This is a genomic window from Pseudomonas haemolytica, from assembly GCF_009659625.1.
Lineage (GTDB): Bacteria > Pseudomonadota > Gammaproteobacteria > Pseudomonadales > Pseudomonadaceae > Aquipseudomonas > Aquipseudomonas haemolytica.
Window position 1 is genome coordinate 96,198 of the sequence record NZ_VOIW01000001.1, and the last position, 22,371, is coordinate 118,568.

Genomic DNA, 22,371 nt, shown 5'->3' on the forward strand with positions numbered 1-22,371 from the left:
CGAATTCTCTGGAGGTGCATGGCTTGGGTGGCGCTCTATGTTTGAGCGTCTACCGCGAATCAGGTGCCAAGGTTATCGTTATTCGCGCTCGTGCGCACACCAGCCGCACGCAAAGGGTTGGCCTATTTTTTCAAGGCGTTGCGCGGGGTCGAGTACCCAGGCGCGCGACTGCCATGGCGGCTGGTGGCGCAGGTGCTGGGTGTGGCCGCAGGACAGTTCGGCCACCCAATGCTGGTCGTCATCCTGGTGGAACCCGGTGATGAAGGATGCCGTTGATCGGCCCCGTCCGTCCGGGTTCTGTTCGCTTTCGGGCAAATCCTTGTTTAGACTTGTCCGTTCTTCATTCTTATGCAAAAGGTCTCGCCCCATGACGATCGCCGCTAACAAGGCTGTCTCCATCGACTATACCCTGACCAACGACGCTGGTGAGGTCATCGACAGCTCAGCCGGCGGCGCGCCGCTGGTCTACCTGCAAGGCGCAGGTAACATCATCCCGGGCCTGGAAAAGGCTCTGGAAGGCAAGAGCGTCGGTGACGAACTGACTGTCGCCGTAGAACCTGAAGATGCCTACGGTGAATACTCCGCCGAGCTGGTCAGCACCCTGAGCCGCAGCATGTTCGAAGGCGTTGACGAGCTGGAAGTGGGTATGCAGTTCCACGCTTCCGCGCCGGACGGCCAAATGCAGATCGTCACCATCCGCGACCTGGACGGCGATGATGTGACTGTCGACGGTAACCACCCTCTGGCAGGCCAACGCCTGAACTTCCAAGTGAAGATCGTTGCCATCCGCGACGCTTCCCAGGAAGAAGTGGCCCACGGCCACGTTCACGGTGAAGGCGGTCATCACCATTGATTGATGTTTTGATCAAGTGGTAGCAAAAACGCCCCGACTGGTTCGGGGCGTTTTTTTGGGGCCTGAAAAATGTGGGAGGGAACAAGCTCCCTCCCACAATGGAGCAGTGGTGTTTTTCAGGGCACAAACAAAAATGCCCCGGACCTTTCGGTACGGGGCATTTCTTAACTGTTACGCAACCTGGGTTGCGTGGCAGTTGTTACCACTTAGGCTGCAGCAGGAACGCTCAGAGCCTTGATGTGGCCATTCAGGCGGCTCTTATGACGAGCGGCCTTGTTCTTGTGGATGATGCCTTTATCGGCCATACGGTCGATAACTGGCACGGCCAGAACGTAAGCAGCTTGGGCTTTTTCAGCGTCTTTGGTGTCGATGGCTTTAACTACATTCTTGATGTAGGTACGAACCATGGAACGCAGGCTGGCGTTGTGGCTGCGACGCTTCTCAGCCTGTTTTGCACGTTTTTTGGCGGAAGGTGTGTTGGCCACCGTCGAGCTCCTCGAAAGACTTTTTAGGAAATAGCAAACAAAATAGGCCGCGAATCATGCCGATGACTTGATGGGTTGTCAAGAGCGGCTGATGCGAACTGCTGAGTGGTCGATCTGAGAGGCGGGTGATTTATTTCCGGCGCTTGACCTGTAAACTCGCGAGCTTTGGCTCTGTGCTGTTGCAGGCGCGCAGTATCGCATAAGTGGGCGCTTTGTTCGCCTGCTCTTTATCTATAGGCGCAAACTCTTTCAATGAATCTGCTCAAATCGTTGGCTGCCGTCAGCTCTATCACGATGATCTCCCGGGTTTTGGGGTTTGTGCGTGACACCCTGCTGGCACGCATCTTTGGCGCCAGCATGGCCACGGATGCCTTCTTTATTGCCTTCAAGCTCCCCAACCTGCTGCGGCGGATCTTCGCCGAGGGCGCGTTTTCCCAGGCGTTCGTGCCGATCCTGGCCGAGTACAAGACCCAGCAGGGCGAGGAGGCGACCCGCACCTTTATTGCCTATGTTTCCGGTCTGCTGACCCTGGTGTTGATGCTGGTAACGCTAATCGGCATGCTCGCCGCGCCCTGGGTGATCTGGGCCACTGCCCCGGGATTTGCCAATACCCCGGAAAAATTCGCACTGACCACTGACCTGTTGCGAGTGACCTTTCCTTATATATTGCTGATTTCCCTGTCGTCCCTGGCCGGGGCGATCCTGAATACGTGGAACCGTTTCTCGGTGCCGGCCTTCGTGCCGACACTGCTTAACGTCAGCATGATTATTTTCGCGCTGTTCCTCACGCCGTATTTCGATCCGCCGGTCATGGCCCTGGGTTGGGCGGTACTGGCCGGTGGCCTGGCGCAGTTGCTCTACCAGCTGCCGCACCTGAAGAAAATCGGCATGCTCGTGCTGCCGCGCCTTAACCTCAAGGACACCGGCGTCTGGCGTGTGATGCGCAATATGCTGCCGGCGATCCTCGGCGTGTCGGTCAGCCAGATTTCCCTGATTATCAACACGGCGTTCGCCTCGCTGCTGGTGTCCGGTTCAGTGTCGTGGATGTACTACGCCGACCGCCTCATGGAGTTACCGTCCGGCGTGCTTGGCGTGGCATTGGGCACGATTCTGCTGCCAACCCTGGCGCGCACCTACGCCAGCAAGGACCGCCAGGAATACTCGCGCATTCTCGACTGGGGCCTGCGCCTGTGCTTTGTGCTGGTGCTGCCGTGTTCCCTGGCGCTGGGGATCCTTGCCGAGCCCTTGACGGTGTCGTTGTTCCAGTACGGCCAATTTGATGCGCATGACGCCTTGATGACGCAGCGCGCGCTGATCGCCTATTCGGTCGGCCTACTGGGCATCATCGTGATCAAGGTGTTGGCGCCTGGCTTTTATGCCCAGCAAAACATCCGTACCCCGGTGAAAATCGCGATTTTCACGCTGATCGTCACGCAATTGCTCAACCTGGTCTTTATCGGCCCGCTGGCCCACGCCGGCCTGGCCTTGGCAATCAGTGTCGGCGCTTGTATCAACGCTGGCCTGCTGTTTTATCAATTGCGCAAGCAGCAGATGTTCCAGCCACAGCCTGGCTGGGGGATGTTTGCCCTCAAGCTGCTGGTGGCGGTGGCGGTGATGTCGGCCGTGTTGCTGGGGCTGATGCACGTTATGCCCGCCTGGGGCGAAGGCAATATGCTCGAGCGTTTCATGCGTCTGGGTGTGCTGGTGGTCGCAGGGGCAGGGGTGTACTTCGGTATGTTGCTGTTGCAGGGCTTTCGCCTGCGGGATTTCAATCGCAAGTCGTTAGGTTAGAGACTTTGCCGCGATAAAACGGTTGTTTTATCGATTCGATCCATTTGGCCTGCGCTGTTGCCTGTCGTCCGGGGCTGGGTGTGGTTATAATCGACCACTTTATGAGCAAGAAGCGCGTTATGCAGCTGGTTCGAGGTCTCCACAACCTGCGCCCCGAGCATCGGGGCTGCGTCGCCACTATTGGCAACTTTGACGGTGTTCACCGTGGCCACCAGGCTATCCTGGCCCGGCTTCGCGAGCGCGCGGTCGAGTTGGGCGTGCCCAGCTGCGTGGTGATTTTCGAGCCACAGCCGCGGGAGTTCTTTACCCCGGAAACGGCGCCGGCCCGTCTGGCTCGGTTGCGGGATAAGCTGCAACTGCTGGCTGAAGAAGGCGTGGACCGTGTCCTCTGCCTGGCGTTCAACCAGCGTTTGCGCAGCCTCAGTGCCACCGAGTTCGTCGACCGCATCCTGGTCGATGGCCTGGGTGTACAGCACCTGGAAGTCGGTGACGACTTCCATTTCGGATGTGACCGGGTCGGGGATTTCGATTTCCTGCAGCATGCTGGCGTCAACCAGGGTTTTACCGTCGAAGCCGCGCAAACCGTCGAACTTGACGGCCTGCGCGTGAGCAGCACCCAGGTGCGTAACGCCCTGGCCTGCGCCGACTTCGACTTGGCCGAGCGTTTGCTCGGTCGCCCGTTCCGCATTGCCGGGCGGGTACTGCACGGCCAGAAGCTGGCGCGCCAATTGGGCACGCCAACTGCCAACGTGCAACTCAAGCGCCGTCGTGTACCGTTGACCGGGGTTTACCTGGTGAGCGTCGATATAGACGGCCAATCGTGGCCGGGAGTCGCCAATATAGGTGTCAGGCCCACGGTTGCAGGTGATGGCAAGGCCCACCTGGAAGTTCACCTTTTGGATTTTGCCGGTGATTTATACGACCGGCGTTTGACGGTGGTTTTCCACCAGAAGCTGCGTGAAGAGCAGCGTTTCGCCTCCCTGGAGGCGTTGAAAACGGCGATCAATGCGGATGTCGCCGCCGCCCGTGCACTAGCCGCACCTAGCGCCCATCGCTAACCGAAGAGCCTTAAATGACCGACTATAAAGCCACGCTAAACCTTCCGGACACCGCCTTCCCAATGAAGGCCGGCCTGCCACAGCGCGAACCGCAGATCCTGCAGCGCTGGGACAGTATTGGCCTGTACGGAAAGTTGCGCGAAATTGGCAAGGATCGTCCGAAGTTCGTCCTGCACGACGGCCCTCCTTATGCCAACGGCACGATTCACATCGGTCATGCACTGAACAAGATTCTCAAGGACATGATCATCCGCTCGAAAACCCTTTCGGGCTTCGATGCGCCTTATGTCCCGGGCTGGGACTGCCACGGCCTGCCAATCGAACACAAAGTCGAAGTGACCTACGGCAAGAACCTGGGCGCGGATAAAACCCGCGAATTGTGCCGTGCCTACGCCACCGAGCAGATCGAAGGGCAGAAGTCCGAATTCATCCGCCTGGGTGTATTGGGCGACTGGGACAACCCGTACAAGACGATGAACTTCAAGAACGAGGCCGGTGAAATCCGCGCCTTGGCCGAAATCGTCAAGGGCGGTTTCGTGTTCAAGGGCCTCAAGCCTGTGAACTGGTGCTTCGACTGCGGTTCGGCCCTGGCCGAGGCGGAAGTCGAGTACGAAGACAAGAAGTCCTCGACCATCGACGTGGCCTTCCCGATCGCCGACGACGCCAAGCTGGCCGAGGCCTTTGGCCTGGCAAGCCTGAGCAAGCCAGCGGCCATCGTGATCTGGACCACTACCCCGTGGACCATCCCGGCCAACCAGGCGCTGAACGTGCACCCGGAATTCACCTACGCCCTGGTGGACGTTGGTGATCGCCTGCTGGTGCTGGCCGAAGAAATGGTCGAGTCGTGCCTGGCGCGTTACGAGCTGCAAGGCTCGGTGATTGCCACCACCACCGGTTCCGCGCTGGAACTGATCAACTTCCGTCATCCGTTCTATGACCGTCTGTCGCCGGTGTACCTGGCTGACTACGTGGAGCTGGGTGCCGGCACCGGTATCGTTCACTCCGCGCCAGCCTACGGCGTGGACGACTTCGTGACCTGCAAAGCCTATGGCATGGTCAACGACGACATCTTGAACCCGGTGCAAAGCAACGGCGTTTACGTGCCTTCGCTCGAGTTCTTCGGCGGCCAGTTCATCTTCAAGGCCAACCAGCCGATCATCGACAAGTTGTCGGAAGTCGGTGCGCTGCTGCACACCGAAACCATCAAGCACAGCTATATGCACTGCTGGCGCCACAAGACCCCGCTGATCTACCGCGCCACCGCGCAGTGGTTCATCGGCATGGACAAAGAGCCAACCAGCGGCGACACCCTGCGTGTACGCTCGCTCAAAGCCATCGAAGACACCCAGTTCGTCCCGGCCTGGGGCCAGGCGCGCCTGCACTCGATGATCGCTAATCGTCCGGACTGGTGCATTTCCCGCCAGCGCAACTGGGGCGTGCCGATCCCGTTCTTCCTGAACAAGGAAAGCGGCGAACTGCACCCGCGCACCGTCGAACTGATGGAGGTCGTGGCCCAACGCGTTGAACAGGAAGGCATCGAAGCCTGGTTCAAGCTGGATGCCGCCGAGTTGCTGGGCGATGAAGCTCCGCTGTATGACAAAATCAGCGACACCCTCGACGTGTGGTTCGATTCGGGTACTACCCACTGGCACGTGTTGCGCGGCTCGCACCCGATGGGCCACGAAACCGGCCCGCGCGCCGACCTGTACCTGGAAGGTTCTGATCAACACCGTGGCTGGTTCCACTCCTCGCTGCTGACCGGTTGCGCCATTGATAACCACGCACCGTATCGCGAGCTGCTGACCCACGGTTTCACCGTTGATGAAAACGGTCGCAAAATGTCCAAGTCCCTGGGCAACGTGATCGCGCCACAAAAGGTCAATGACACCCTGGGTGCCGACATCATGCGCCTGTGGGTAGCCTCTACCGATTATTCGGGCGAGATGGCCGTATCGGAGCAGATCCTGCAGCGCAGCGCCGATGCCTACCGTCGTATCCGCAATACCGCACGCTTCATGCTGTCGAACCTGACCGGGTTCAACCCGGCCACCGACATCCTGCCAGCCGAGGACATGCTCGCCCTGGACCGTTGGGCCGTGGACCGTACCCTGTTGCTGCAGCGTGAGTTGCAAGAACACTACGGCGAATACCGCTTCTGGAACGTCTACTCGAAGATCCACAACTTCTGCGTGCAGGAGCTGGGCGGTTTCTACCTCGACATCATCAAGGACCGCCAGTACACCACCGGCGCCAACAGCAAGGCGCGCCGTTCGGCGCAGACTGCGCTGTACCACATCAGTGAAGCGCTGGTGCGCTGGATCGCGCCGATCCTGGCGTTCACCGCCGACGAACTGTGGGAATACCTGCCGGGCGAGCGTAACGAGTCCGTCATGCTCAATACCTGGTACGAAGGCCTGACCGAACTGCCGGCCGACTTCGAACTGGGCCGCGAGTACTGGGAAGGCGTCATGGCCGTCAAGGTTGCGGTAAACAAGGAGCTGGAAGTCCAGCGTGCGGCCAAGGCCGTGGGTGGCAACCTGCAAGCCGAAGTCACCCTGTTTGCCGAGGAAGGCCTGACCGCCGACCTGGCCAAGCTGAGCAACGAACTGCGCTTTGTGCTGATCACCTCCACTGCGAGCCTGGCACCTTTCGCCCAGGCCCCGGCGGACGCTGTGGCTACCGAAGTGCCGGGCCTCAAGCTCAAAGTGGTCAGGTCGGCCTTCCCTAAGTGCGCCCGTTGCTGGCACTGCCGTGAAGATGTCGGGGTGAACCCTGAGCATCCGGAAATCTGTGGTCGTTGCGTCGACAACATCAGCGGTGCTGGCGAGGTGCGTCACTATGCCTAATGCAAGCATGCCTAACGCCAGTCGTTTCGGGCGTCTGGGCTGGCTCGTACTGAGCCTGCTGGTCCTGGTCATTGACCAGGTCAGCAAGGCTCACTTCGAGGGCTCCCTGGAAATGTTCCAGCAAATCGTGGTGATCCCGGATTACTTCAGTTGGACCCTGGCCTACAACACCGGCGCCGCCTTCAGCTTCCTCGCTGATGGCGGTGGCTGGCAGCGCTGGCTGTTTGCTGTGATCGCCGTGGTGGTCAGTGCAGTGCTGGTGGTCTGGCTCAAGCGACTGGGGCGCGACGACACCTGGCTGGCTATCGCCCTGGCCCTGGTGCTGGGTGGCGCGCTGGGCAACCTGTATGACCGCATCGCCTTGGGCCATGTGATCGACTTCATCCTGGTGCATTGGCAGAACCGTCATTACTTCCCGGCGTTCAACTTTGCCGACAGCGCCATTACCGTCGGTGCAATCATGCTGGCGCTGGATATGTTCAAAAGTAAGAAAACCGGAGAGACCGTCAATGACTGATCAGGTATTGGCTGAGCAACGCATCGGCCAGAACACGGAAGTCACCTTGCATTTCGCATTGCGCCTGGAGAATGGCGACACGGTCGACAGCACGTTCGACAAAGCCCCGGCGACCTTCAAGGTCGGCGACGGTAACCTGCTGCCGGGTTTTGAGGCAGCCCTGTTCGGGTTCAAGGCCGGCGACAAGCGCAACCTGCAGATCCCGCCGGAAAACGCCTTCGGCCAGCCCAACCCGCAAAACGTACAGATCATCCCGCGTTCGCAGTTCGAAGGCATGGACCTGTCGGAAGGCTTGCTGGTGATCTTCAATGATGCGGCGAATACCGAGCTGCCTGGTGTGGTTAAAGCCTTCGATGACGCGCAAGTGACCATCGACTTCAACCACCCGTTGGCTGGCAAGACACTGAACTTTGACGTCGAGATCATCAACGTCAAAGCGCTGTAACTAACCGTACGCGGTCTAAAATGTGGGAGGGGGCTTGCTCCCGATAGCGGCTTATCAGTTAAGTATGTGCAGATTGATATACCGTTATCGGGAGCAAGCCCCCTCCCACCTTTGATCTCCATTGTCGGTTGAGTCAACGTTAAATTCGACTCAATGTGGCTGCAAGACACGAGGCACAGCATGCAAATCAAACTCGCCAACCCCCGTGGCTTCTGCGCCGGCGTGGACCGGGCAATCGAAATCGTCAACCGCGCCCTGGAAGTCTTCGGGCCGCCGATTTATGTGCGCCATGAAGTCGTCCATAACAAGTTCGTGGTCGAAGACCTGCGCGCACGCGGCGCGATCTTTGTCGAAGAGCTCGACCAGGTGCCCGATGACGTTATCGTCATATTCAGTGCCCACGGCGTGTCCCAGGCCGTACGTACCGAAGCGGCAGGCCGTGGCCTGAAAGTGTTCGATGCCACGTGCCCACTGGTGACCAAGGTGCACATCGAAGTGGCGCGCTACAGCCGTGATGGTCGTGAATGCATCCTGATCGGTCACGCCGGCCACCCGGAAGTTGAAGGCACCATGGGCCAGTACGACGCTAGCAACGGCGGTGCCATCTACCTGGTGGAAGACGAAAAAGACGTCGCCAACCTGCAGGTGCATAACCCGGATCGCCTGGCGTTCGTGACCCAGACCACCTTGTCCATGGACGATACCAGCCGCGTAATCGATGCATTGCGCACGCGGTTCCCTTCCATTGGCGGCCCACGCAAGGATGACATCTGCTACGCCACGCAAAACCGCCAGGATGCGGTCAAGCAATTGGCGGATGAGTGTGATGTGGTGCTGGTGGTAGGCAGCCCTAACAGCTCTAACTCCAACCGCTTGCGCGAGCTGGCCGAGCGCATGGCTACACCCGCATACCTGATCGACGGCGCCGAAGACATGCAGCGCAGCTGGTTCGACGGTGTCGAGCGTATCGGCATCACGGCGGGCGCCTCCGCTCCGGAAGTCCTGGTGCGCGGCGTGATCCAGCAATTGCAGGCCTGGGGCGCCACGGGTGCCGATGAACTGGCGGGCCGTGAAGAAAACATCACGTTCTCCATGCCCAAGGAACTGCGGGTTCGCTCGCTGCTCTGACACTCAGGGTGCTGGAATAGCCTTGGCATAATGCCTGTTCGGTCTTGTCACTGCGCAGGCTGATGCGCCCGCTAGGGGCCAGCACGATCTGATAGAGGCTCTGTGCATGGCTCGTATCGCACACATGCACGGTGCCTGCACGAAACCCGCCGCCGGTGAAGACCGGCTCCCCCAAACCGCTGAAACGCACCTGGTTGGTGACTGGCCCATTGCCTGCGACCGGTACGCTCCCGCTGTGCTGTCGTTCCAGCAACACCGGGTTATCTTCGTCCAGATGACCACGCCCACTGACGTCCAGTATCACGCGCCAACCCAGGCTCCAATCCTCGCCGTTTGCATGAATGACTACCGCCCGATTGCGTGCGATGGCCTCGGTGCGTGCGTAGCGCAGCCCAGCGGCGAGTGATTGGGCCACGCTTTGTCGTTGTTGCGACTCTAGCAACCCTTTGAAGCCGGGGACGGCCAGTTGCGCAAGGAAGCTGGTCACGATCAGCCCAAGCAGCATTTCGATAAGGGTGAACCCTCGTTGTGTCATGTGCGTTCCCTCCGTGGACGCGAGTGGATCTTCAACTTGCAGGCATAGGTATAGCGCTTGCTCCTTGGCGCTGGATGATGGCGTTTATGTCCAAAGTATTTCCCTTTGTTCCTGGAGCGGCACTGGTCGAAAACCGACGCTAGTCTTGGATCGCACAGCAGGGGTTTACCTGCTTATTCTCCGACCTTCGACATGGATGACGACGGTAATGCCTGCCTGCCCGAACCGACTTCTCTTGCGCACTGCGCAGCGGTACCAATCCGGCATGACGCTGATCGAGGTGTTGGTAGCGCTGCTGATCCTGGCTATCGGCCTGATGGGAGCTGCGCAGCTGCAGCTCAACGCGCTCAAGTACACCGACAGCGCAAGGATGACCAGCCAAGCCAGTTTTATCGCCTATGACATGCTCGACCGCGTTCGCGCCAACGCCAGCGCTGATTACACGTGGGACAGGGCCAGCCTGGCGCCGCCCAACACTTCAATTGCCGGCGTGCGTGACCTGGACCTGCACGATTTCGAGACCAATATCATTGGTTTTGCTGGCGATAATGCCAAAGGTTCAGTGGCGATTAGCGGGCATGAGGTCACGATCAGCATCAGTTGGGAGGATGCCCGGGCAGCAAGCAATCCGGGGGCGCGGGAGACCTTCACCCTGAGCAGCCGCGTCACCACTAATGCGGGGGCGCTGTAATGAATCGTCTGGCACAAGGTTTCAGCCTGGTTGAGCTGCTGCTGGCGCTCGCCATCGGACTAGTGCTGGTACTTGGGGTGAGCCAGGTGCTGATCAGCTCGCGATTGACGCACGCCAGTCAGCAGGCCGCCATCGTGCTGCAGGATGATGCGCGGTTTGCCCTGAGCAAGATGACCCAGGATATTCGCCAGGCAGGCATGCTGGGATGTTTGGCCACGGCGGTCATCGACAACGCCCCGGCCGCCTTTGACCGAGCGATAAGCTGGGAAGCATCGGGAAATGCAAAGTCAGTGACGCTGGTCACCGCGAACATCGGCGACGGTGCTGGCAAGCCCGACTGGACGGTGTTGTCCGACTGCAAGCACACCGCTCAGGCTTATGTCGGGGCAGCACCTGCGGCTGTGCCTGGCCAGATCCGTTTTGGCATACGCCAGCTCACCTACACCCACGAAGCGGGCCAGTTGAAGATCAGTACCCCAACTGCACCGGCCAAGGCGGTATTGATGGATAACGTGCGGGCATTCGACATCAGTTTTGGCGTGGCGGCCACACCTGCATCAACGGTTGTGGTGCGTTACGACAGCCATCCGATCAACCAATCCTTGATACGCAGCGTACGTATCGTCATGACGCTGCAAGATCCATCAGGCCGAGTAAAGGACCAGACCTACAGCGTCGTGGCGGCACTGCGCAATCGCCTGGGTTAGAGGCAATGACCATGCAGGGTGGTATTCAAGGGCGGCAGGCCGGGATGGTGCTGGTGATCAGTCTGATATTCCTGCTGTTGCTATCGCTGGTGGGGTTGTCATCAATACAGGGGGCGGTCTCCCAGCAAAAAGTCGCGAGCAGCCTGTGGCATCGCAATCAATCGTTTCAAAGTGCCGAAAGCGGACTGAGATTGGGAGAGTCGGGTGTAGAGAGGGGCGGCGCCGCACTTCCGGTGTGTCACTCGGTCATCACCTGTGCGCCACCCGACGAATCCTTCGCGGTGGTTGGCGCCGGGACGAACCCTGTTTCGGCGGTCACTTGGGTTGCGTTTAAGGATGGGTTTTATGGCGTTCAAGCATTGGGGGCTGGTGCAGGGTTGGCCCATTTACCGCCCCATACCTCGGCCGCGCTTTTTCGGGTAACCGCCGTTGGGCTCGCAAGCCAGTCGCGCACGGTACTGGAGACGGTCTATGCACGGGTGGAGGAGGGAGGCGGCGTCAGGTTTCGACGGGTCTTATGGCGGCAACTTCAATAAGGAGCAAGTGGATGGGCACGGATAGCCAGGGCTTTACCCTGATGGAGTTACTGATCGCCGTGGCGCTCATCGCGTTGCTGGCGGGGATCGCGTATCCCGGGTACATCGGCCAGGTAAAAAAAGTGTATCGGGCGCAAATTGTCGCGTTGTTGAGCGAGCAAGCCCAGCAGTTGGAGCGTTTTTATACGAGGCACGGCACTTTTATTGATGCAGGCGGCGTCAGTACGGGCAATGATCACTATAGAATCAGCGTGGTTTTAAACCCCCAGGATTTCAATCTGCTCGCCACGCCTGTGCAGGACACGGTCATGGCGGGTGACGCGTGCGCAGCCTTCAACTTGGCCAGTACCGGTATGCGAAGTAACCCGGGTGCGATGCCTGATATGTCGCGCAAGCTCTGCTGGGGGCAATGATGAGAGTGCTTGAAGAGCGGGCGCCGGGCGCGTCTTTCCCTGTTTATCGGCTGGATCAAATGATGGCTAAGCAACAGCAAGTGGTGATTGTCGGTGGCGGAGTAATCGGGCTGTTGACGGCGTACAACCTCGCCAGCGCAGGGCAGGCGGTCATACTGCTGGAGCGGGCGGGGCTTGGGCAGGAGTCTTCCTGGGCGGGTGGCGGAATTGTTTCGCCGTTGTACCCTTGGCGCTACAGCCCGGCAGTCACCGCTTTGGCCCATTGGTCGCAGGATTTTTATCCGCAACTGGCGCAGCGCTTGTTTGCTGCTACCGGCCTCGATCCCGAGGTGCATACCACGGGCCTGTATTGGCTGGACCTGGATGACGAAGCCGAAGCATTGGCCTGGGCTGCGCGTGAGGGGCGGCCATTGAGCAAGGTGGATGTGTCGGCGGCCCATGATGCAGTGCCGGTACTCGGGGGCGGGTATTCCCGGGCGATCTACATGGCTGACGTGGCCAATGTCCGCAACCCTCGCCTGGTCAAATCCTTGAAGGCGGCGTTGATGGCGCTGCCTGGCGTGACGATTCACGAGCAGTGTGAAGTCGAAGGGTTCGTGCTTGAGGGCGGCAGCGTGGTGGGTGTGAATACCGCTACGGGCCAGGTTTTTGGTGATCAGGTTGTGCTTGCGGCCGGTGCCTGGAGCGGGCAGTTGCTGGGCACATTGGGGTTGTCGCTGCCCGTGGAGCCGGTCAAGGGCCAAATGATTTTGTACAAATGCGCTTCGGACTTCTTGTCGAGCATGGTCCTGGCCAAGGGGCGTTATGCAATCCCGCGGCGTGATGGGCACATTTTGATTGGAAGCACGCTGGAGCACGAAGGGTTCGACAAGACCCCGACCGAAACCGCATTGGACAGCCTCAAGGCGTCTGCGGTGGAGTTGATCCCCGCCCTGGCGGACGCCGAGGTGGTCGGGCATTGGGCAGGTCTACGGCCTGGCTCGCCGGAAGGCATCCCGTATATCGGCGAAGTTCCCGGCTTCAAGGGGCTGTGGCTCAATTGTGGCCATTACCGCAATGGCCTGGTACTCGCACCGGCATCCTGCCAGTTGTTTGCGAACCTGCTGTTGGCGCAGGCTCCGATCATTGATTCCGCGCCTTACGCACCTGCCGGTCGCCTCAACGCTGGATAGACTTTGGCCCTTGTTCCAGGTGGGCCTGGGTGCAATACCACGCCTGACTTGAACTCAGCGCGCGATCCTGCGGCAGATGCACGCCGCAGTGGGCACAACGCACCATCGGCGTCGCATCCGGCTCAGCAGGCCGTTGCTGGCGGGCGGCAGGGTTTTTGAATTTGCGCCAGAACCATACCGCGGCAGCAATGACGGCAATCCAGAACAGTAGACGAAGCATGATGGGCAGTTTCTCGACAAGGAATGCGCCAGTTTAGCCAAGGTGGCCACGGGCGCACAGCGCAATAAATACGCGTTCATAAAAAAGGGAGCTCCTGAGAGCTCCCTTTTGCGTTGCGTCGAACAATCAGTCAAACACACCGAAGGTCATGTAGCTGAACCACGAACGGTCTTCGTTGTTGCCAAGGGCCTGAGGCTCCTGCTCTTCGATGACGTCGCCGTTCTCGTCGTGGGGCTTGAGGTCCGAAGGAATGGCATCCTTGGCATCCTGGTACTGCTTGATCACGTCCTGGTTGGCGCGGGTTTCGCCCGGCGGCAGCGGTGGACGGGACTCGATCAGGCCCAGGGTGTACTTGCTCAGCCACGAACGGTTGTCTGCTTCGGCAACCTGAGGCACGAACTGGCCGTCTTTCAGGCTCGGATGGTCAGGGTAGTTGAGCTTCAGGGTTTCCAGGCTGGTGGTCGCCAGGGTATCCAGGTGCAGGCGCTGGTAAGCCTCGGTCATCACTGCCAGGCCATCACCCACGGAGGGGGTTTCCTGGAAGTTCTCCACTACATAGCGGCCACGGTTGGCGGCGGCCACGTACGCCTGACGGGTCAGGTAGTAGTGGGCCACGTGGATCTCGTAGGACGCCAGCAGGTTACGCAGGTAGATCATGCGCTGCTTGGCGTCCGGCGCGTAGCGGCTGTTCGGGTAGCGGCTGGTCAGTTGGGCGAACTCGTTGTAGGAGTCGCGGGCAGCACCCGGGTCACGCTTGGTCATGTCCAGCGGCAGGAAGCGCGCCAGCAGGCCAACGTCCTGGTCGAACGAGGTCAGGCCCTTCATGTAGTAGGCGTAGTCCACGTTCGGGTGCTGAGGGTGCAGGCGGATAAAACGCTCGGCAGCGGACTTGGCCGCTTCCGGTTCGGCGTTCTTGTAGTTGGCGTAGATCAGCTCGAGCTGGGCCTGGTCGGCATAGCGCCCGAACGGGTAACGCGACTCCAATGCCTTCAGCTTCGCTGTGGCGCTGGTGTAGCTATTATTGTCCAGGTCTGTCTGAGCTTGCTGGTACAGCTCGACTTCGCTCAGGTTTTCGTCGACGACGTCCTTTGTTGACGAGCAAGCAGCAGTCATGGCGAGGATGGCGATCAGCAGCAGGTGTTTCACTTGCATGGCGGCTTGCGTCCCTATGACGGCCGCTGTCTTGGGCGGGGCCGTCCTGTTATGATGAGCGCCCCGTTGAAAGCCTCGGGGCAAAAGACGCCGTATTTAACCACAAGCGCGCAGCCGAAACCAAAGGCTGTGCCACGCCTAGTCTGAGCATGTCCGATAAAATTGAACTTAGCGCAGAGGTGCCGTCCGAATTGGGCGGCCAACGCCTCGATCAAGTCGCCGCACAATTATTCGCTGAGCACTCGCGCTCGCGCCTTTCCGCCTGGATCAAAGACGGCCGCCTGACTGTGGATGGAGCGGTTATCCGCCCGCGAGACATAGTCCATGGCGGTGCGATTCTTGAGCTGACTGCCGAGCAGGAAGCCCAGGGAGAATGGGTCGCCCAGGACATCGAGCTGGATATCGTCTATGAAGACGACGACATCCTGGTCATCAACAAACCCGCGGGCCTGGTGGTTCACCCGGCCGCCGGGCACGCTGATGGCACCTTGCTCAATGCCCTGTTGCACCACGTGCCGGACATCATCAATGTTCCGCGCTGCGGCATCGTGCACCGCCTGGATAAGGACACTACCGGCTTGATGGTAGTGGCCAAGACCATCCAGGCACAGACACAGCTTGTTACTCAGTTGCAGAGCCGCAGCGTCAGCCGCATCTACGAATGCATCGTGATCGGCGTGGTGGTGGCGGGTGGCAAGATCAACGCCCCCATCGGCCGCCACGGCCAGCAGCGCCAGCGTATGGCGGTGATGGAAGGTGGCAAGCAGGCCGTCAGCCACTACCGTGTTCTGGAGCGTTTCCGTTCCCACACCCATGTGCGGGTCAAGCTGGAAACCGGGCGAACCCACCAGATTCGCGTGCACATGGCGCACATCAACTTCCCGTTGGTCGGAGATCCGGCCTATGGCGGCCGCTTCCGTATTCCGCCGGCGGCGAGCCAGACCATGGTTGAATCGCTGAAATCCTTCCCTCGTCAGGCACTGCATGCTCGCTTCCTGGAACTGGATCATCCGACGAGCGGTAAGCGGATGAGCTGGGAATCGCCTCTGCCAGACGATCTGGTCTGGTTGTTGTCGTTGCTCAAGCAGGATCGCGAGGCGTTTATCGGATGAGTGACTGGCTGATTCCTGACTGGCCCGCGCCGGCTCAGGTCAAAGCCTGCGTCACCACCCGAGCGGGCGGCGTCAGCCTGGCGCCGTTCGACAGCCTCAATCTGGGCGATCATGTTGAGGACAGCCTTGAGGCGGTGCTTGAAAATCGGCGGCGTCTTACCGACTCTTTCAATATTCAGCCTGCCTGGCTACGCCAAGTCCATGGGGTGACTGTGGTCGAGGCTGACCCATCGCGCATCGCTAAAGCCGATGGCAGTTGGACCAGCACGCCAGGCATCGCCTGCACATCAATGACTGCCGATTGCCTGCCCGCGCTGTTCTGCAACCGTGCCGGCACGCGTGTGGCGGCAGCCCATGCGGGCTGGCGCGGTCTGGCTGCCGGTGTGCTCGAAGCGGCTTTCGAAAGCCTGGGGTCCGAGCCTGGCGAAGTGTTGGTCTGGCTGGGCCCTGCCATCGGTCCACAAGCCTTTGAAGTCGGCCCGGAAGTGCGTGAAGCTTTCGTACAGCAACTGCCGATCACCGCTGAAGCCTTTGTACCGAGTCGCAACCCGGGCAAGTTTATGGCTGACATCTATAAGCTCGCGCGCCTGCGCCTTGCGGCGCATGGCGTTACTGCAGTTTATGGCGGCGGTTTCTGCACGGTGACCGACCCGCGCTTCTTTTCTTACCGGCGCAGCCCTCGCACCGGACGTTTTGCCTCCCTTATCTGGCTTGAGCGCTAGACTCAGCTGACCTGGGTCAACACTCACCCACATCAACCCTCCGTCGCTTGAATCTTCCAGAATCCACCCCATCTATAGGGGTATCTGGCAGGTTTCTTCATTCAGGATGTGTGTTTCTAGCTCCGGCCTGCTCAAAAGGAAGGTGACTAATGCGTATTGATCGTTTAACCAGCAAATTGCAGTTGGCCTTATCGGACTCCCAATCCCTGGCGGTCGGCCTCGACCACCCGGCCATTGAGCCTGCGCACTTGATGCAGGCGCTCCTGGAGCAGCAAGGTGGTTCTATCAAGCCCTTGTTGATGCAGGTGGGCTTTGACGTCAACAGCCTGCGCAAGGAGTTGAGCAAAGAGCTCGACCAACTGCCGAAAATCCAAAACCCTACTGGCGACGTGAATATGTCCCAGGACCTGGCGCGCCTGCTCAACCAGGCCGACCGCCTGGCCCAGCAGAAAGGTGACCAGTTCATCTCCAGCGAACTGGTGCTGCTCGCCGCCATGGACGACAACAGCAAGCTCGGCAAATTGTTGCTGGGCCAGGGCGTGAGCAAGAAAGCCCTGGAGAACGCCATCAACAACCTGCGTGGCGGCGAGGCGGTGAACGACCCCAACCACGAGGAGTCGCGCCAGGCCCTGGACAAATACACGGTCGACCTGACCAAGCGCGCCGAAGAAGGCAAGCTGGACCCTGTAATCGGTCGTGACGATGAAATCCGTCGCACTATTCAGGTCCTGCAACGTCGCACCAAGAACAACCCGGTGCTGATCGGTGAGCCAGGCGTGGGTAAAACTGCGATAGCCGAGGGCCTGGCCCAGCGCATCATTAATGGTGAAGTGCCGGACGGGCTGAAAGGCAAGCGCCTGTTGTCCCTGGACATGGGCTCGCTGATCGCCGGTGCCAAGTTCCGTGGCGAGTTCGAAGAGCGCCTGAAATCCTTGCTTAACGAATTGTCGAAGCAGGAAGGGCAGATCATTCTGTTTATCGACGAACTGCACACCATGGTCGGCGCCGGTAAAGGCGAAGGCTCCATGGATGCCGGCAACATGCTCAAGCCAGCCTTGGCGCGGGGCGAATTGCACTGCGTCGGTGCGACCACGCTCAACGAATACCGTCAGTACATCGAAAAGGATGCGGCCCTTGAGCGGCGTTTCCAGAAAGTGCTGGTGGAAGAGCCGAGTGAAGAAGACACCATCGCGATCCTGCGTGGCCTGAAAGAACGCTATGAGGTCCACCATAAGGTGGCGATCACTGACGGCGCGATCATTGCGGCGGCCAAGTTGAGCCATCGCTATATCACTGATCGCCAGTTGCCGGACAAGGCCATCGACCTGATCGACGAAGCGGCCAGCCGTATCCGCATGGAAATCGACTCCAAGCCGGAAGTGCTCGACCGTCTGGATCGGCGCCTGATTCAACTGAAAGTCGAATCCCAGGCGTTGAAGAAAGAAGAGGACGAGGCGGCGAAGAAACGCCTGGAAAAACTCCAGGAAGAAATCGTGCGCCTGGAGCGTGAGTATTCGGACCTCGAAGAAATCTGGACCTCGGAAAAAGCCGAAGTACAGGGGTCGGCGCAGATCCAGCAAAAGATCGAGCAGTCCCGCCAGGAGCTGGAAGCCGCGCGTCGTAAAGGCGACCTTAACCGCATGGCCGAGTTGCAGTACGGGGTGATTCCGGACCTGGAGCGTAGCCTGCAGATGGTCGACCAGCATGGCAAGCCTGAAAACCAGTTGCTGCGTAGCAAGGTGACTGAGGAAGAAATTGCCGAAGTTGTCTCGAAGTGGACCGGCATTCCCGTGTCGAAAATGCTTGAGGGCGAGCGCGACAAGCTGCTGAAAATGGAAAGCCTGTTGCACCAGCGCGTCATCGGTCAGGAAGAGGCAGTTGTCGCGGTGTCCAACGCGGTACGGCGTTCCCGGGCCGGTTTGTCCGACCCGAACCGCCCAAGCGGCTCGTTCATGTTCCTCGGCCCGACCGGTGTGGGTAAGACTGAGCTGTGCAAGGCCCTGGCCGAGTTCCTCTTTGATACCGAAGAGGCCATGGTGCGGATCGATATGTCCGAATTCATGGAGAAACACTCGGTGGCTCGCCTGATTGGTGCACCACCAGGCTATGTGGGCTACGAAGAGGGCGGTTACCTGACCGAAGCCGTGCGGCGTAAGCCTTACTCGGTAATCCTGCTGGATGAGGTCGAGAAGGCCCACCCGGATGTCTTCAACATCTTGCTGCAGGTGCTGGAGGATGGTCGCCTGACCGACAGTCACGGGCGTACTGTGGACTTCCGCAATACGGTGATCGTGATGACTTCCAACCTGGGCTCGGCGCAGATCCAGGAACTGGTGGGTGATCGTGAAGGCCAGCGCGCAGCGGTGATGGATGCGTTGACTACGCACTTTCGCCCGGAATTTATCAACCGGGTCGATGAGGTGGTGATCTTCGAGCCTCTGGCACGGGATCAGATCGCAGGTATCACTGAGATCCAACTGGGTCGCCTGCGTAGCCGCCTGGCTGAACGCGAGCTGGACCTGGAGCTGAGCAGCGAGGCGTTGGACAAGCTGATCGCGGTCGGTTACGACCCGGTGTATGGCGCACGACCACTCAAGCGTGCGATCCAGCGCTGGATCGAAAACCCGTTGGCGCAATTGATCCTGTCGGGCAGCTTCATACCGGGCACCCGCGTCACGGCAACAGTGAAAGACGACGAAATCGTCTTCCATTAAGTCCAGCATCCGGCGTAAAAAGAAGAGGCCCCGCGTTGCGGGGCCTTTTTTTTCGCTAGGGCGTTGAACTGTAAGGCAAAGGCTTGTAAAGTGCGCCCCGCAGCAACGTCAGCCCACGGGTTTCTTCTCCCCAAGAAGAAATCAGAAACAAGCGCAAATCATTGTCTTAAAAGCAATTTAAAGGGTTGACAGGGGTTTTTAAGATTGTAGAATAGCGCGCCTCAGACACATGAACGTAGCGATACGGGCAAGTCGATGAGAAGGTAATACGCAGTAGAAGTTGTACTTTGAAATATGTAGTTCCGTGATAGCTCAGTCGGTAGAGCAAATGACTGTTAATCATTGGGTCCCAGGTTCGAGTCCTGGTCACGGAGCCAATTTCAAACCGGGGTATAGCGCAGTCCGGTAGCGCGCCTGCTTTGGGAGCAGGATGTCAGGAGTTCGAATCCCCTTACCCCGACCATTTTTGGGTCGTTAGCTCAGTTGGTAGAGCAGTTGGCTTTTAACCAATTGGTCGTAGGTTCGAATCCCACACGACCCACCATTTTTGAGACCAGTTAAGGCTGGAATCGAATCTTAAGATCAGAGGCCAAAAGCACTGATCGAAGAAGGCGACTGAAAGGTCGCCTTTTTTTTACCGGGGTATAGCGCAGTCCGGTAGCGCGCCTGCTTTGGGAGCAGGATGTCAGGAGTTCGAATCCCCTTACCCCGACCATATTAAAAATCCTCGTATCGAAAGATACGGGGATTTTTTTTGCGCGCGCGAATCCTGAGTTCACCGCAAATCAAATGTGGGAGGGGGCTTGCTCCCGATAGCGGTGTGTCAGTTAATGAATACTTAGCTGATCTACCGCTATCGGGAGCAAGCCCCCTCCCACAGGTATTATGCGTTGTTAGTGGAGTTTGAGGCGCGGTTCGGTGCCTCGGCCAATCTTGCTCCCCAGCATCAGCATCGCCGTGCGGAAGAAACCGTACAGCGCCATCTGGTGCATGCGGTACAGCGACACATAGAACATCCGCGCCAGCCAACCCTCCAGCATCACACTGCCGGTCAGGTTGCCCATCAGATTACCCACTGCCGAGAACCGCGACAGCGAAATCAACGAGCCGTAGTCGGTGTACTTATAGGTCGGCAGGTCCTTGCCTTCGATGCGCAATTTAAGCGATTTTGCCAGCAGCGAAGCCTGCTGATGCGCAGCCTGTGCCCGTGGAGGTACGTTGCGGTCAGTGCCGGGTTGCGGGCAGGCGGCGCAATCACCAAAGGCGAAGATGTTTTCGTCGCGAGTGGTTTGCAGGGTTTGCAGTACTTGCAGCTGATTGATGCGGTTGGTTTCCAGGCCATCGATGTCCTTGAGGAAACCCGGTGCGCGGATCCCGGCTGCCCACACCTTGAGACTGGCCGGAATCACTTGGCCGCTGCTGGTGATCAGGGCGTCGGCAGTCACTTCACTGACCGCCGAATTGGTCAGTACGGTCACCCCGAGTTTCTCCAGGGTTTTATGCACAGGCCCGCCGATGCGCTCCGGCAGCGCAGGCAATACCCGCGGCCCGGCTTCGATCAGGGTGATGTGCATGTTTTCCGGCTTGATGCGGTCAAGGCCATACGCGGCCAGCTCATGGGCGGCGTTATGCAGCTCGGCGGCCAGTTCGACGCCGGTGGCACCGGCGCCAACGATGGCAACGCTGATCTGTTCAACGGCATCGGTCTGCCCGGCATGGGCGCGCAGATAGTGGTTGAGCAACTGCTGGTGGAAGCGCTCGGCCTGTTTGCGCGTGTCGAGGAACAGGCAATGCTGCGCCGCGCCCTCGGTACCGAAATCGTTGGTGGTGCTGCCCACGGCAATCACCAGGCTGTCATAGCCCAGTACACGTGCGGGCACCAGTTCGCGGCCTTCTTCGTCGAGGGTGGCGGCCAGCTGGATTTTCTTCTGTTCACGGTCAAGCCCGCTCATGCGCCCCAGCTGGAACTCGAAGTGGTTCCATTTTGCCTGGGCGACATAATTGAGTTCGTCTTCAGAAGAATTCAGTGAGCCTGCAGCCACTTCGTGCAGCAGGGGCTTCCAGATGTGGGTCAGGTTGGCGTCCACCAGCGTGATGCTGGCCTTGCCGCGCTTGCCCAGGGTCTTACCCAGGCGGGTAGCCAACTCCAGGCCGCCGGCACCGCCGCCGACGATAATAATACGATGGGTCATGGGGATATCTCGCAAGGCTAAAAGAAATCGGAGCAGTTACCCCCGCGAGCGCCAGGCAGCTCATAGCGTCAGGTAACTCAATAGGCGGCTCAGCACGCCGAGCCCGACCACCACTACCAGCACCACACAGAGGAGCAGCCATGGCCGGAAAGGCTTGCGCTCGACTCTGTTCTGGGAGAGTTGCAGGTACTCTTCGACATGCTGTTGGTCATCGGGGTTCAGGCGGCTGGTCATAAAGGCCTCGTCAGGTAGACGTTGCAAAAGGGCGCCACGTTACAGTCATGGAGTTGGCGCTATCGCCATAAGCGTAGCCGGTGCCCGTGTCACAAGCTGATGCCAACGTCGAATACTATGCTGCGCCCCAGGTTGTTGCGCAAGAAATCCGGTGCATCCGGGTGGGCGAACAGCACCCGGGCGAAAGTCGGGCCTACCAGTGACAACGAACGCCAGCCCTGGCGCAGGTATTCGGTCGGTGGCGGAAAGTGGCTGTTGAGGTCCAGCACTTCGCGCTTGAGGCTGGTGAAGGCGATGAGGTCCAGCTCTCCCAGGTCCATACCGCGTTCTTTGTAGTTGTGGGCTTTTTTACGCAATGTCGGCGCCAGGCGCAGCAGGAACTCATGGGCAGGGATGCGCCGTGGCTTGGCCTCGCGCCGCACCAATTGGCTCAAGGAGAAAGCGCTGCGCCTGCGCAGCAATTCGTCGCGCCATTCATCATTCAGGCGGCGGCCTTCGTCCAGCACGAAAAACACCTCGAAGCTGGCGTCGCGAAACAATACATCCGGCGGTTCCTGGCCCGCAGCGTGAAACTCTTCGACACGGTAGGGCACGTTCAGGCCTTGCAGCAGGCGCTGGCAGACCCAACGCTCACGCTCCCACTTGCGGGCATTGGACAGGAACGCATTGGCTTGTTCGGCTGCTACGGTGAGCAGACGCAAATAATCTGAGTCATCCATATTCGCAGCTTAGCGTTCAAATGATGACCACAGGAAGTCTTGCTTTAAAACGCGGGTGTAGACTGTTGACTTGGCAGTAAGCCCAAGGATGAGGTGTGTGGTGAGGCTTTTTGTAGAGGTATTGCATCC

Annotated in this window: 23 protein-coding genes and 4 tRNA genes; 19 read left to right on the forward strand and 8 right to left on the reverse strand. The window is 59.4% G+C overall.

Translation table 11 applies throughout. From position 1 onward, the window contains the following. Nucleotides 1-78 precede the first annotated feature (78 nt). Nucleotides 79-369 carry a DUF3565 domain-containing protein gene (locus FRT59_RS00480; protein ID WP_152612332.1) on the reverse strand — a complete coding sequence of 97 codons (291 nt, stop codon included), beginning with the start codon at nucleotides 367-369 and terminating at the stop codon, nucleotides 79-81. On the opposite strand from FRT59_RS00480, the gene FRT59_RS00485 reads away from it, so the two are divergent. After that, the gene (locus FRT59_RS00485; RefSeq protein WP_027606858.1) at nucleotides 368-853 is read left to right on the forward strand and encodes an FKBP-type peptidyl-prolyl cis-trans isomerase; all 486 of its coding nucleotides are present in this window, start codon (nucleotides 368-370) and stop codon (nucleotides 851-853) included. The two genes, FRT59_RS00480 and FRT59_RS00485, sit on opposite strands and share 2 nt — an antisense overlap. 206 nt (nucleotides 854-1,059) lie before the next feature. Here the strand turns inward: FRT59_RS00485 and rpsT are convergent, their stop codons facing one another. After that, entirely contained in the window at nucleotides 1,060-1,338 is a 279-nt protein-coding gene (gene rpsT, locus FRT59_RS00490; protein ID WP_003188401.1) for a 30S ribosomal protein S20, read from the reverse strand. A gap of 252 nt (nucleotides 1,339-1,590) precedes the next feature. Between rpsT and murJ the strand changes: the two genes are divergently transcribed. The 6 genes from murJ (at nucleotide 1,591) to ispH (ending at nucleotide 9,123) form a co-directional block, all read left to right on the forward strand. Then, nucleotides 1,591-3,129, forward strand: coding sequence for a murein biosynthesis integral membrane protein MurJ (gene murJ, locus FRT59_RS00495; RefSeq protein ID WP_034118025.1), 1,539 nt, complete (start codon nucleotides 1,591-1,593; stop codon nucleotides 3,127-3,129). A gap of 119 nt (nucleotides 3,130-3,248) precedes the next feature. After that, nucleotides 3,249-4,187 (forward strand): bifunctional riboflavin kinase/FAD synthetase, encoded by a 939-nt coding sequence (gene ribF / locus FRT59_RS00500; RefSeq protein WP_034118026.1) that lies wholly within the window; start codon nucleotides 3,249-3,251, stop codon nucleotides 4,185-4,187. Nucleotides 4,188-4,201: 14 nt separating this feature from the next. Continuing rightward, nucleotides 4,202-7,033 carry an isoleucine--tRNA ligase gene (ileS, locus tag FRT59_RS00505; RefSeq protein WP_153870145.1) on the forward strand — a complete coding sequence of 944 codons (2,832 nt, stop codon included), beginning with the start codon at nucleotides 4,202-4,204 and terminating at the stop codon, nucleotides 7,031-7,033. Nucleotides 7,034-7,040: 7 nt separating this feature from the next. Beyond that, on the forward strand, nucleotides 7,041-7,550 hold the full coding sequence (gene lspA, locus FRT59_RS00510; protein ID WP_153870670.1) for a signal peptidase II: 510 nt from the start codon (nucleotides 7,041-7,043) through the stop codon (nucleotides 7,548-7,550). A 7-nt stretch (nucleotides 7,551-7,557) separates the two neighbouring features. After that, entirely contained in the window at nucleotides 7,558-7,995 is a 438-nt protein-coding gene (locus FRT59_RS00515) for an FKBP-type peptidyl-prolyl cis-trans isomerase (protein WP_198809597.1), read from the forward strand. Nucleotides 7,996-8,175: 180 nt separating this feature from the next. Continuing rightward, nucleotides 8,176-9,123 (forward strand): 4-hydroxy-3-methylbut-2-enyl diphosphate reductase, encoded by a 948-nt coding sequence (ispH, locus tag FRT59_RS00520; RefSeq protein ID WP_034118029.1) that lies wholly within the window; start codon nucleotides 8,176-8,178, stop codon nucleotides 9,121-9,123. Here ispH and FRT59_RS00525 read toward each other — a convergent pair. Further along, complete coding sequence (locus tag FRT59_RS00525; protein WP_034118031.1) at nucleotides 9,077-9,658, reverse strand: GspH/FimT family pseudopilin; 582 nt, start codon at nucleotides 9,656-9,658, stop codon at nucleotides 9,077-9,079. The genes ispH and FRT59_RS00525 overlap by 47 nt on opposite strands. 208 nt (nucleotides 9,659-9,866) lie before the next feature. Between FRT59_RS00525 and pilV the strand changes: the two genes are divergently transcribed. From pilV to thiO, 5 genes are all read left to right on the forward strand, one after another. Next, nucleotides 9,867-10,349 carry a type IV pilus modification protein PilV gene (gene pilV / locus FRT59_RS00530; protein WP_153870671.1) on the forward strand — a complete coding sequence of 161 codons (483 nt, stop codon included), beginning with the start codon at nucleotides 9,867-9,869 and terminating at the stop codon, nucleotides 10,347-10,349. Continuing rightward, nucleotides 10,349-11,056 carry a PilW family protein gene (locus FRT59_RS00535; RefSeq protein ID WP_153870146.1) on the forward strand — a complete coding sequence of 236 codons (708 nt, stop codon included), beginning with the start codon at nucleotides 10,349-10,351 and terminating at the stop codon, nucleotides 11,054-11,056. Before pilV ends, FRT59_RS00535 begins: the two co-directional genes overlap by 1 nt. Before the next feature lie 5 nt (nucleotides 11,057-11,061). After that, complete coding sequence (locus FRT59_RS00540; protein WP_153870147.1) at nucleotides 11,062-11,592, forward strand: PilX N-terminal domain-containing pilus assembly protein; 531 nt, start codon at nucleotides 11,062-11,064, stop codon at nucleotides 11,590-11,592. A gap of 11 nt (nucleotides 11,593-11,603) precedes the next feature. Then, a complete protein-coding gene (locus tag FRT59_RS00545; protein ID WP_034118035.1) occupies nucleotides 11,604-12,005 on the forward strand; it encodes a type IV pilin protein in 402 nt (133 codons plus the stop codon). 62 nt (nucleotides 12,006-12,067) lie between these two features. After that, a complete protein-coding gene (gene thiO / locus FRT59_RS00550; RefSeq protein ID WP_153870148.1) occupies nucleotides 12,068-13,177 on the forward strand; it encodes a glycine oxidase ThiO in 1,110 nt (369 codons plus the stop codon). Here thiO and FRT59_RS00555 read toward each other — a convergent pair. Continuing rightward, nucleotides 13,164-13,397: a PP0621 family protein gene (locus tag FRT59_RS00555; protein ID WP_034118037.1), complete on the reverse strand. Its 234-nt coding sequence runs from the start codon at nucleotides 13,395-13,397 to the stop codon at nucleotides 13,164-13,166. The two genes, thiO and FRT59_RS00555, sit on opposite strands and share 14 nt — an antisense overlap. Before the next feature lie 126 nt (nucleotides 13,398-13,523). After that, on the reverse strand, nucleotides 13,524-14,549 hold the full coding sequence (locus tag FRT59_RS00560; RefSeq protein WP_034118038.1) for an outer membrane protein assembly factor BamD: 1,026 nt from the start codon (nucleotides 14,547-14,549) through the stop codon (nucleotides 13,524-13,526). Between the two features lie 149 nt (nucleotides 14,550-14,698). Between FRT59_RS00560 and rluD the strand changes: the two genes are divergently transcribed. From rluD to FRT59_RS00595, 7 genes are all read left to right on the forward strand, one after another. After that, nucleotides 14,699-15,661 carry a 23S rRNA pseudouridine(1911/1915/1917) synthase RluD gene (rluD, locus tag FRT59_RS00565; protein WP_034118039.1) on the forward strand — a complete coding sequence of 321 codons (963 nt, stop codon included), beginning with the start codon at nucleotides 14,699-14,701 and terminating at the stop codon, nucleotides 15,659-15,661. Then, complete coding sequence (gene pgeF / locus FRT59_RS00570; protein ID WP_153870149.1) at nucleotides 15,658-16,383, forward strand: peptidoglycan editing factor PgeF; 726 nt, start codon at nucleotides 15,658-15,660, stop codon at nucleotides 16,381-16,383. Before rluD ends, pgeF begins: the two co-directional genes overlap by 4 nt. Before the next feature lie 149 nt (nucleotides 16,384-16,532). Beyond that, a complete protein-coding gene (gene clpB, locus FRT59_RS00575; RefSeq protein WP_034118041.1) occupies nucleotides 16,533-19,097 on the forward strand; it encodes an ATP-dependent chaperone ClpB in 2,565 nt (854 codons plus the stop codon). 301 nt (nucleotides 19,098-19,398) lie between these two features. Continuing rightward, nucleotides 19,399-19,474: transfer RNA gene (locus FRT59_RS00580), tRNA-Asn, on the forward strand. A gap of 9 nt (nucleotides 19,475-19,483) precedes the next feature. Then, nucleotides 19,484-19,560: transfer RNA gene (locus tag FRT59_RS00585), tRNA-Pro, on the forward strand. Between the two features lie 5 nt (nucleotides 19,561-19,565). Then, a tRNA-Lys gene (locus FRT59_RS00590) sits at nucleotides 19,566-19,641 on the forward strand. Nucleotides 19,642-19,735: 94 nt separating this feature from the next. Next, nucleotides 19,736-19,812, forward strand: a tRNA-Pro gene (locus tag FRT59_RS00595). A 178-nt stretch (nucleotides 19,813-19,990) separates the two neighbouring features. On the opposite strand, the gene FRT59_RS00600 is transcribed toward FRT59_RS00595, so the two are convergent. The 3 genes from FRT59_RS00600 to FRT59_RS00610 all read right to left on the reverse strand — a co-directional run bounded on the left by FRT59_RS00600 (nucleotide 19,991) and on the right by FRT59_RS00610 (nucleotide 22,242). Then, entirely contained in the window at nucleotides 19,991-21,289 is a 1,299-nt protein-coding gene (locus tag FRT59_RS00600; protein WP_005784669.1) for an NAD(P)/FAD-dependent oxidoreductase, read from the reverse strand. Nucleotides 21,290-21,349: 60 nt separating this feature from the next. Then, nucleotides 21,350-21,523: a DUF3094 family protein gene (locus tag FRT59_RS00605; RefSeq protein ID WP_034118042.1), complete on the reverse strand. Its 174-nt coding sequence runs from the start codon at nucleotides 21,521-21,523 to the stop codon at nucleotides 21,350-21,352. Nucleotides 21,524-21,612: 89 nt separating this feature from the next. Next, complete coding sequence (locus FRT59_RS00610) at nucleotides 21,613-22,242, reverse strand: DUF1780 domain-containing protein (RefSeq protein WP_003188431.1); 630 nt, start codon at nucleotides 22,240-22,242, stop codon at nucleotides 21,613-21,615. Nucleotides 22,243-22,371: the final 129 nt, after the last annotated feature.

Bases quoted from the DNA above. Each gene is read 5' to 3' on its own strand.
- FRT59_RS00485 (WP_027606858.1), top strand. From the start codon at position 368: ATGACGATCGCCGCTAACAAGGCTGTCTCCATCGACTATACCCTGACC.
- FRT59_RS00480 (WP_152612332.1), bottom strand. From the start codon at position 369: ATGGGGCGAGACCTTTTGCATAAGAATGAAGAACGGACAAGTCTAAAC.
- murJ (WP_034118025.1), top strand. From the start codon at position 1,591: ATGAATCTGCTCAAATCGTTGGCTGCCGTCAGCTCTATCACGATGATC.
- ribF (WP_034118026.1), top strand. From the start codon at position 3,249: ATGCAGCTGGTTCGAGGTCTCCACAACCTGCGCCCCGAGCATCGGGGC.
- ileS (WP_153870145.1), top strand. From the start codon at position 4,202: ATGACCGACTATAAAGCCACGCTAAACCTTCCGGACACCGCCTTCCCA.
- lspA (WP_153870670.1), top strand. From the start codon at position 7,041: ATGCCTAACGCCAGTCGTTTCGGGCGTCTGGGCTGGCTCGTACTGAGC.
- ispH (WP_034118029.1), top strand. From the start codon at position 8,176: ATGCAAATCAAACTCGCCAACCCCCGTGGCTTCTGCGCCGGCGTGGAC.
- FRT59_RS00525 (WP_034118031.1), bottom strand. From the start codon at position 9,658: ATGACACAACGAGGGTTCACCCTTATCGAAATGCTGCTTGGGCTGATC.
- pilV (WP_153870671.1), top strand. From the start codon at position 9,867: ATGCCTGCCTGCCCGAACCGACTTCTCTTGCGCACTGCGCAGCGGTAC.
- FRT59_RS00535 (WP_153870146.1), top strand. From the start codon at position 10,349: ATGAATCGTCTGGCACAAGGTTTCAGCCTGGTTGAGCTGCTGCTGGCG.
- FRT59_RS00540 (WP_153870147.1), top strand. From the start codon at position 11,062: ATGACCATGCAGGGTGGTATTCAAGGGCGGCAGGCCGGGATGGTGCTG.
- FRT59_RS00545 (WP_034118035.1), top strand. From the start codon at position 11,604: ATGGGCACGGATAGCCAGGGCTTTACCCTGATGGAGTTACTGATCGCC.
- thiO (WP_153870148.1), top strand. From the start codon at position 12,068: ATGGCTAAGCAACAGCAAGTGGTGATTGTCGGTGGCGGAGTAATCGGG.
- FRT59_RS00555 (WP_034118037.1), bottom strand. From the start codon at position 13,397: ATGCTTCGTCTACTGTTCTGGATTGCCGTCATTGCTGCCGCGGTATGG.
- FRT59_RS00560 (WP_034118038.1), bottom strand. From the start codon at position 14,549: ATGCAAGTGAAACACCTGCTGCTGATCGCCATCCTCGCCATGACTGCT.
- rluD (WP_034118039.1), top strand. From the start codon at position 14,699: ATGTCCGATAAAATTGAACTTAGCGCAGAGGTGCCGTCCGAATTGGGC.
- pgeF (WP_153870149.1), top strand. From the start codon at position 15,658: ATGAGTGACTGGCTGATTCCTGACTGGCCCGCGCCGGCTCAGGTCAAA.
- clpB (WP_034118041.1), top strand. From the start codon at position 16,533: ATGCGTATTGATCGTTTAACCAGCAAATTGCAGTTGGCCTTATCGGAC.
- FRT59_RS00600 (WP_005784669.1), bottom strand. From the start codon at position 21,289: ATGACCCATCGTATTATTATCGTCGGCGGCGGTGCCGGCGGCCTGGAG.
- FRT59_RS00605 (WP_034118042.1), bottom strand. From the start codon at position 21,523: ATGACCAGCCGCCTGAACCCCGATGACCAACAGCATGTCGAAGAGTAC.
- FRT59_RS00610 (WP_003188431.1), bottom strand. From the start codon at position 22,242: ATGGATGACTCAGATTATTTGCGTCTGCTCACCGTAGCAGCCGAACAA.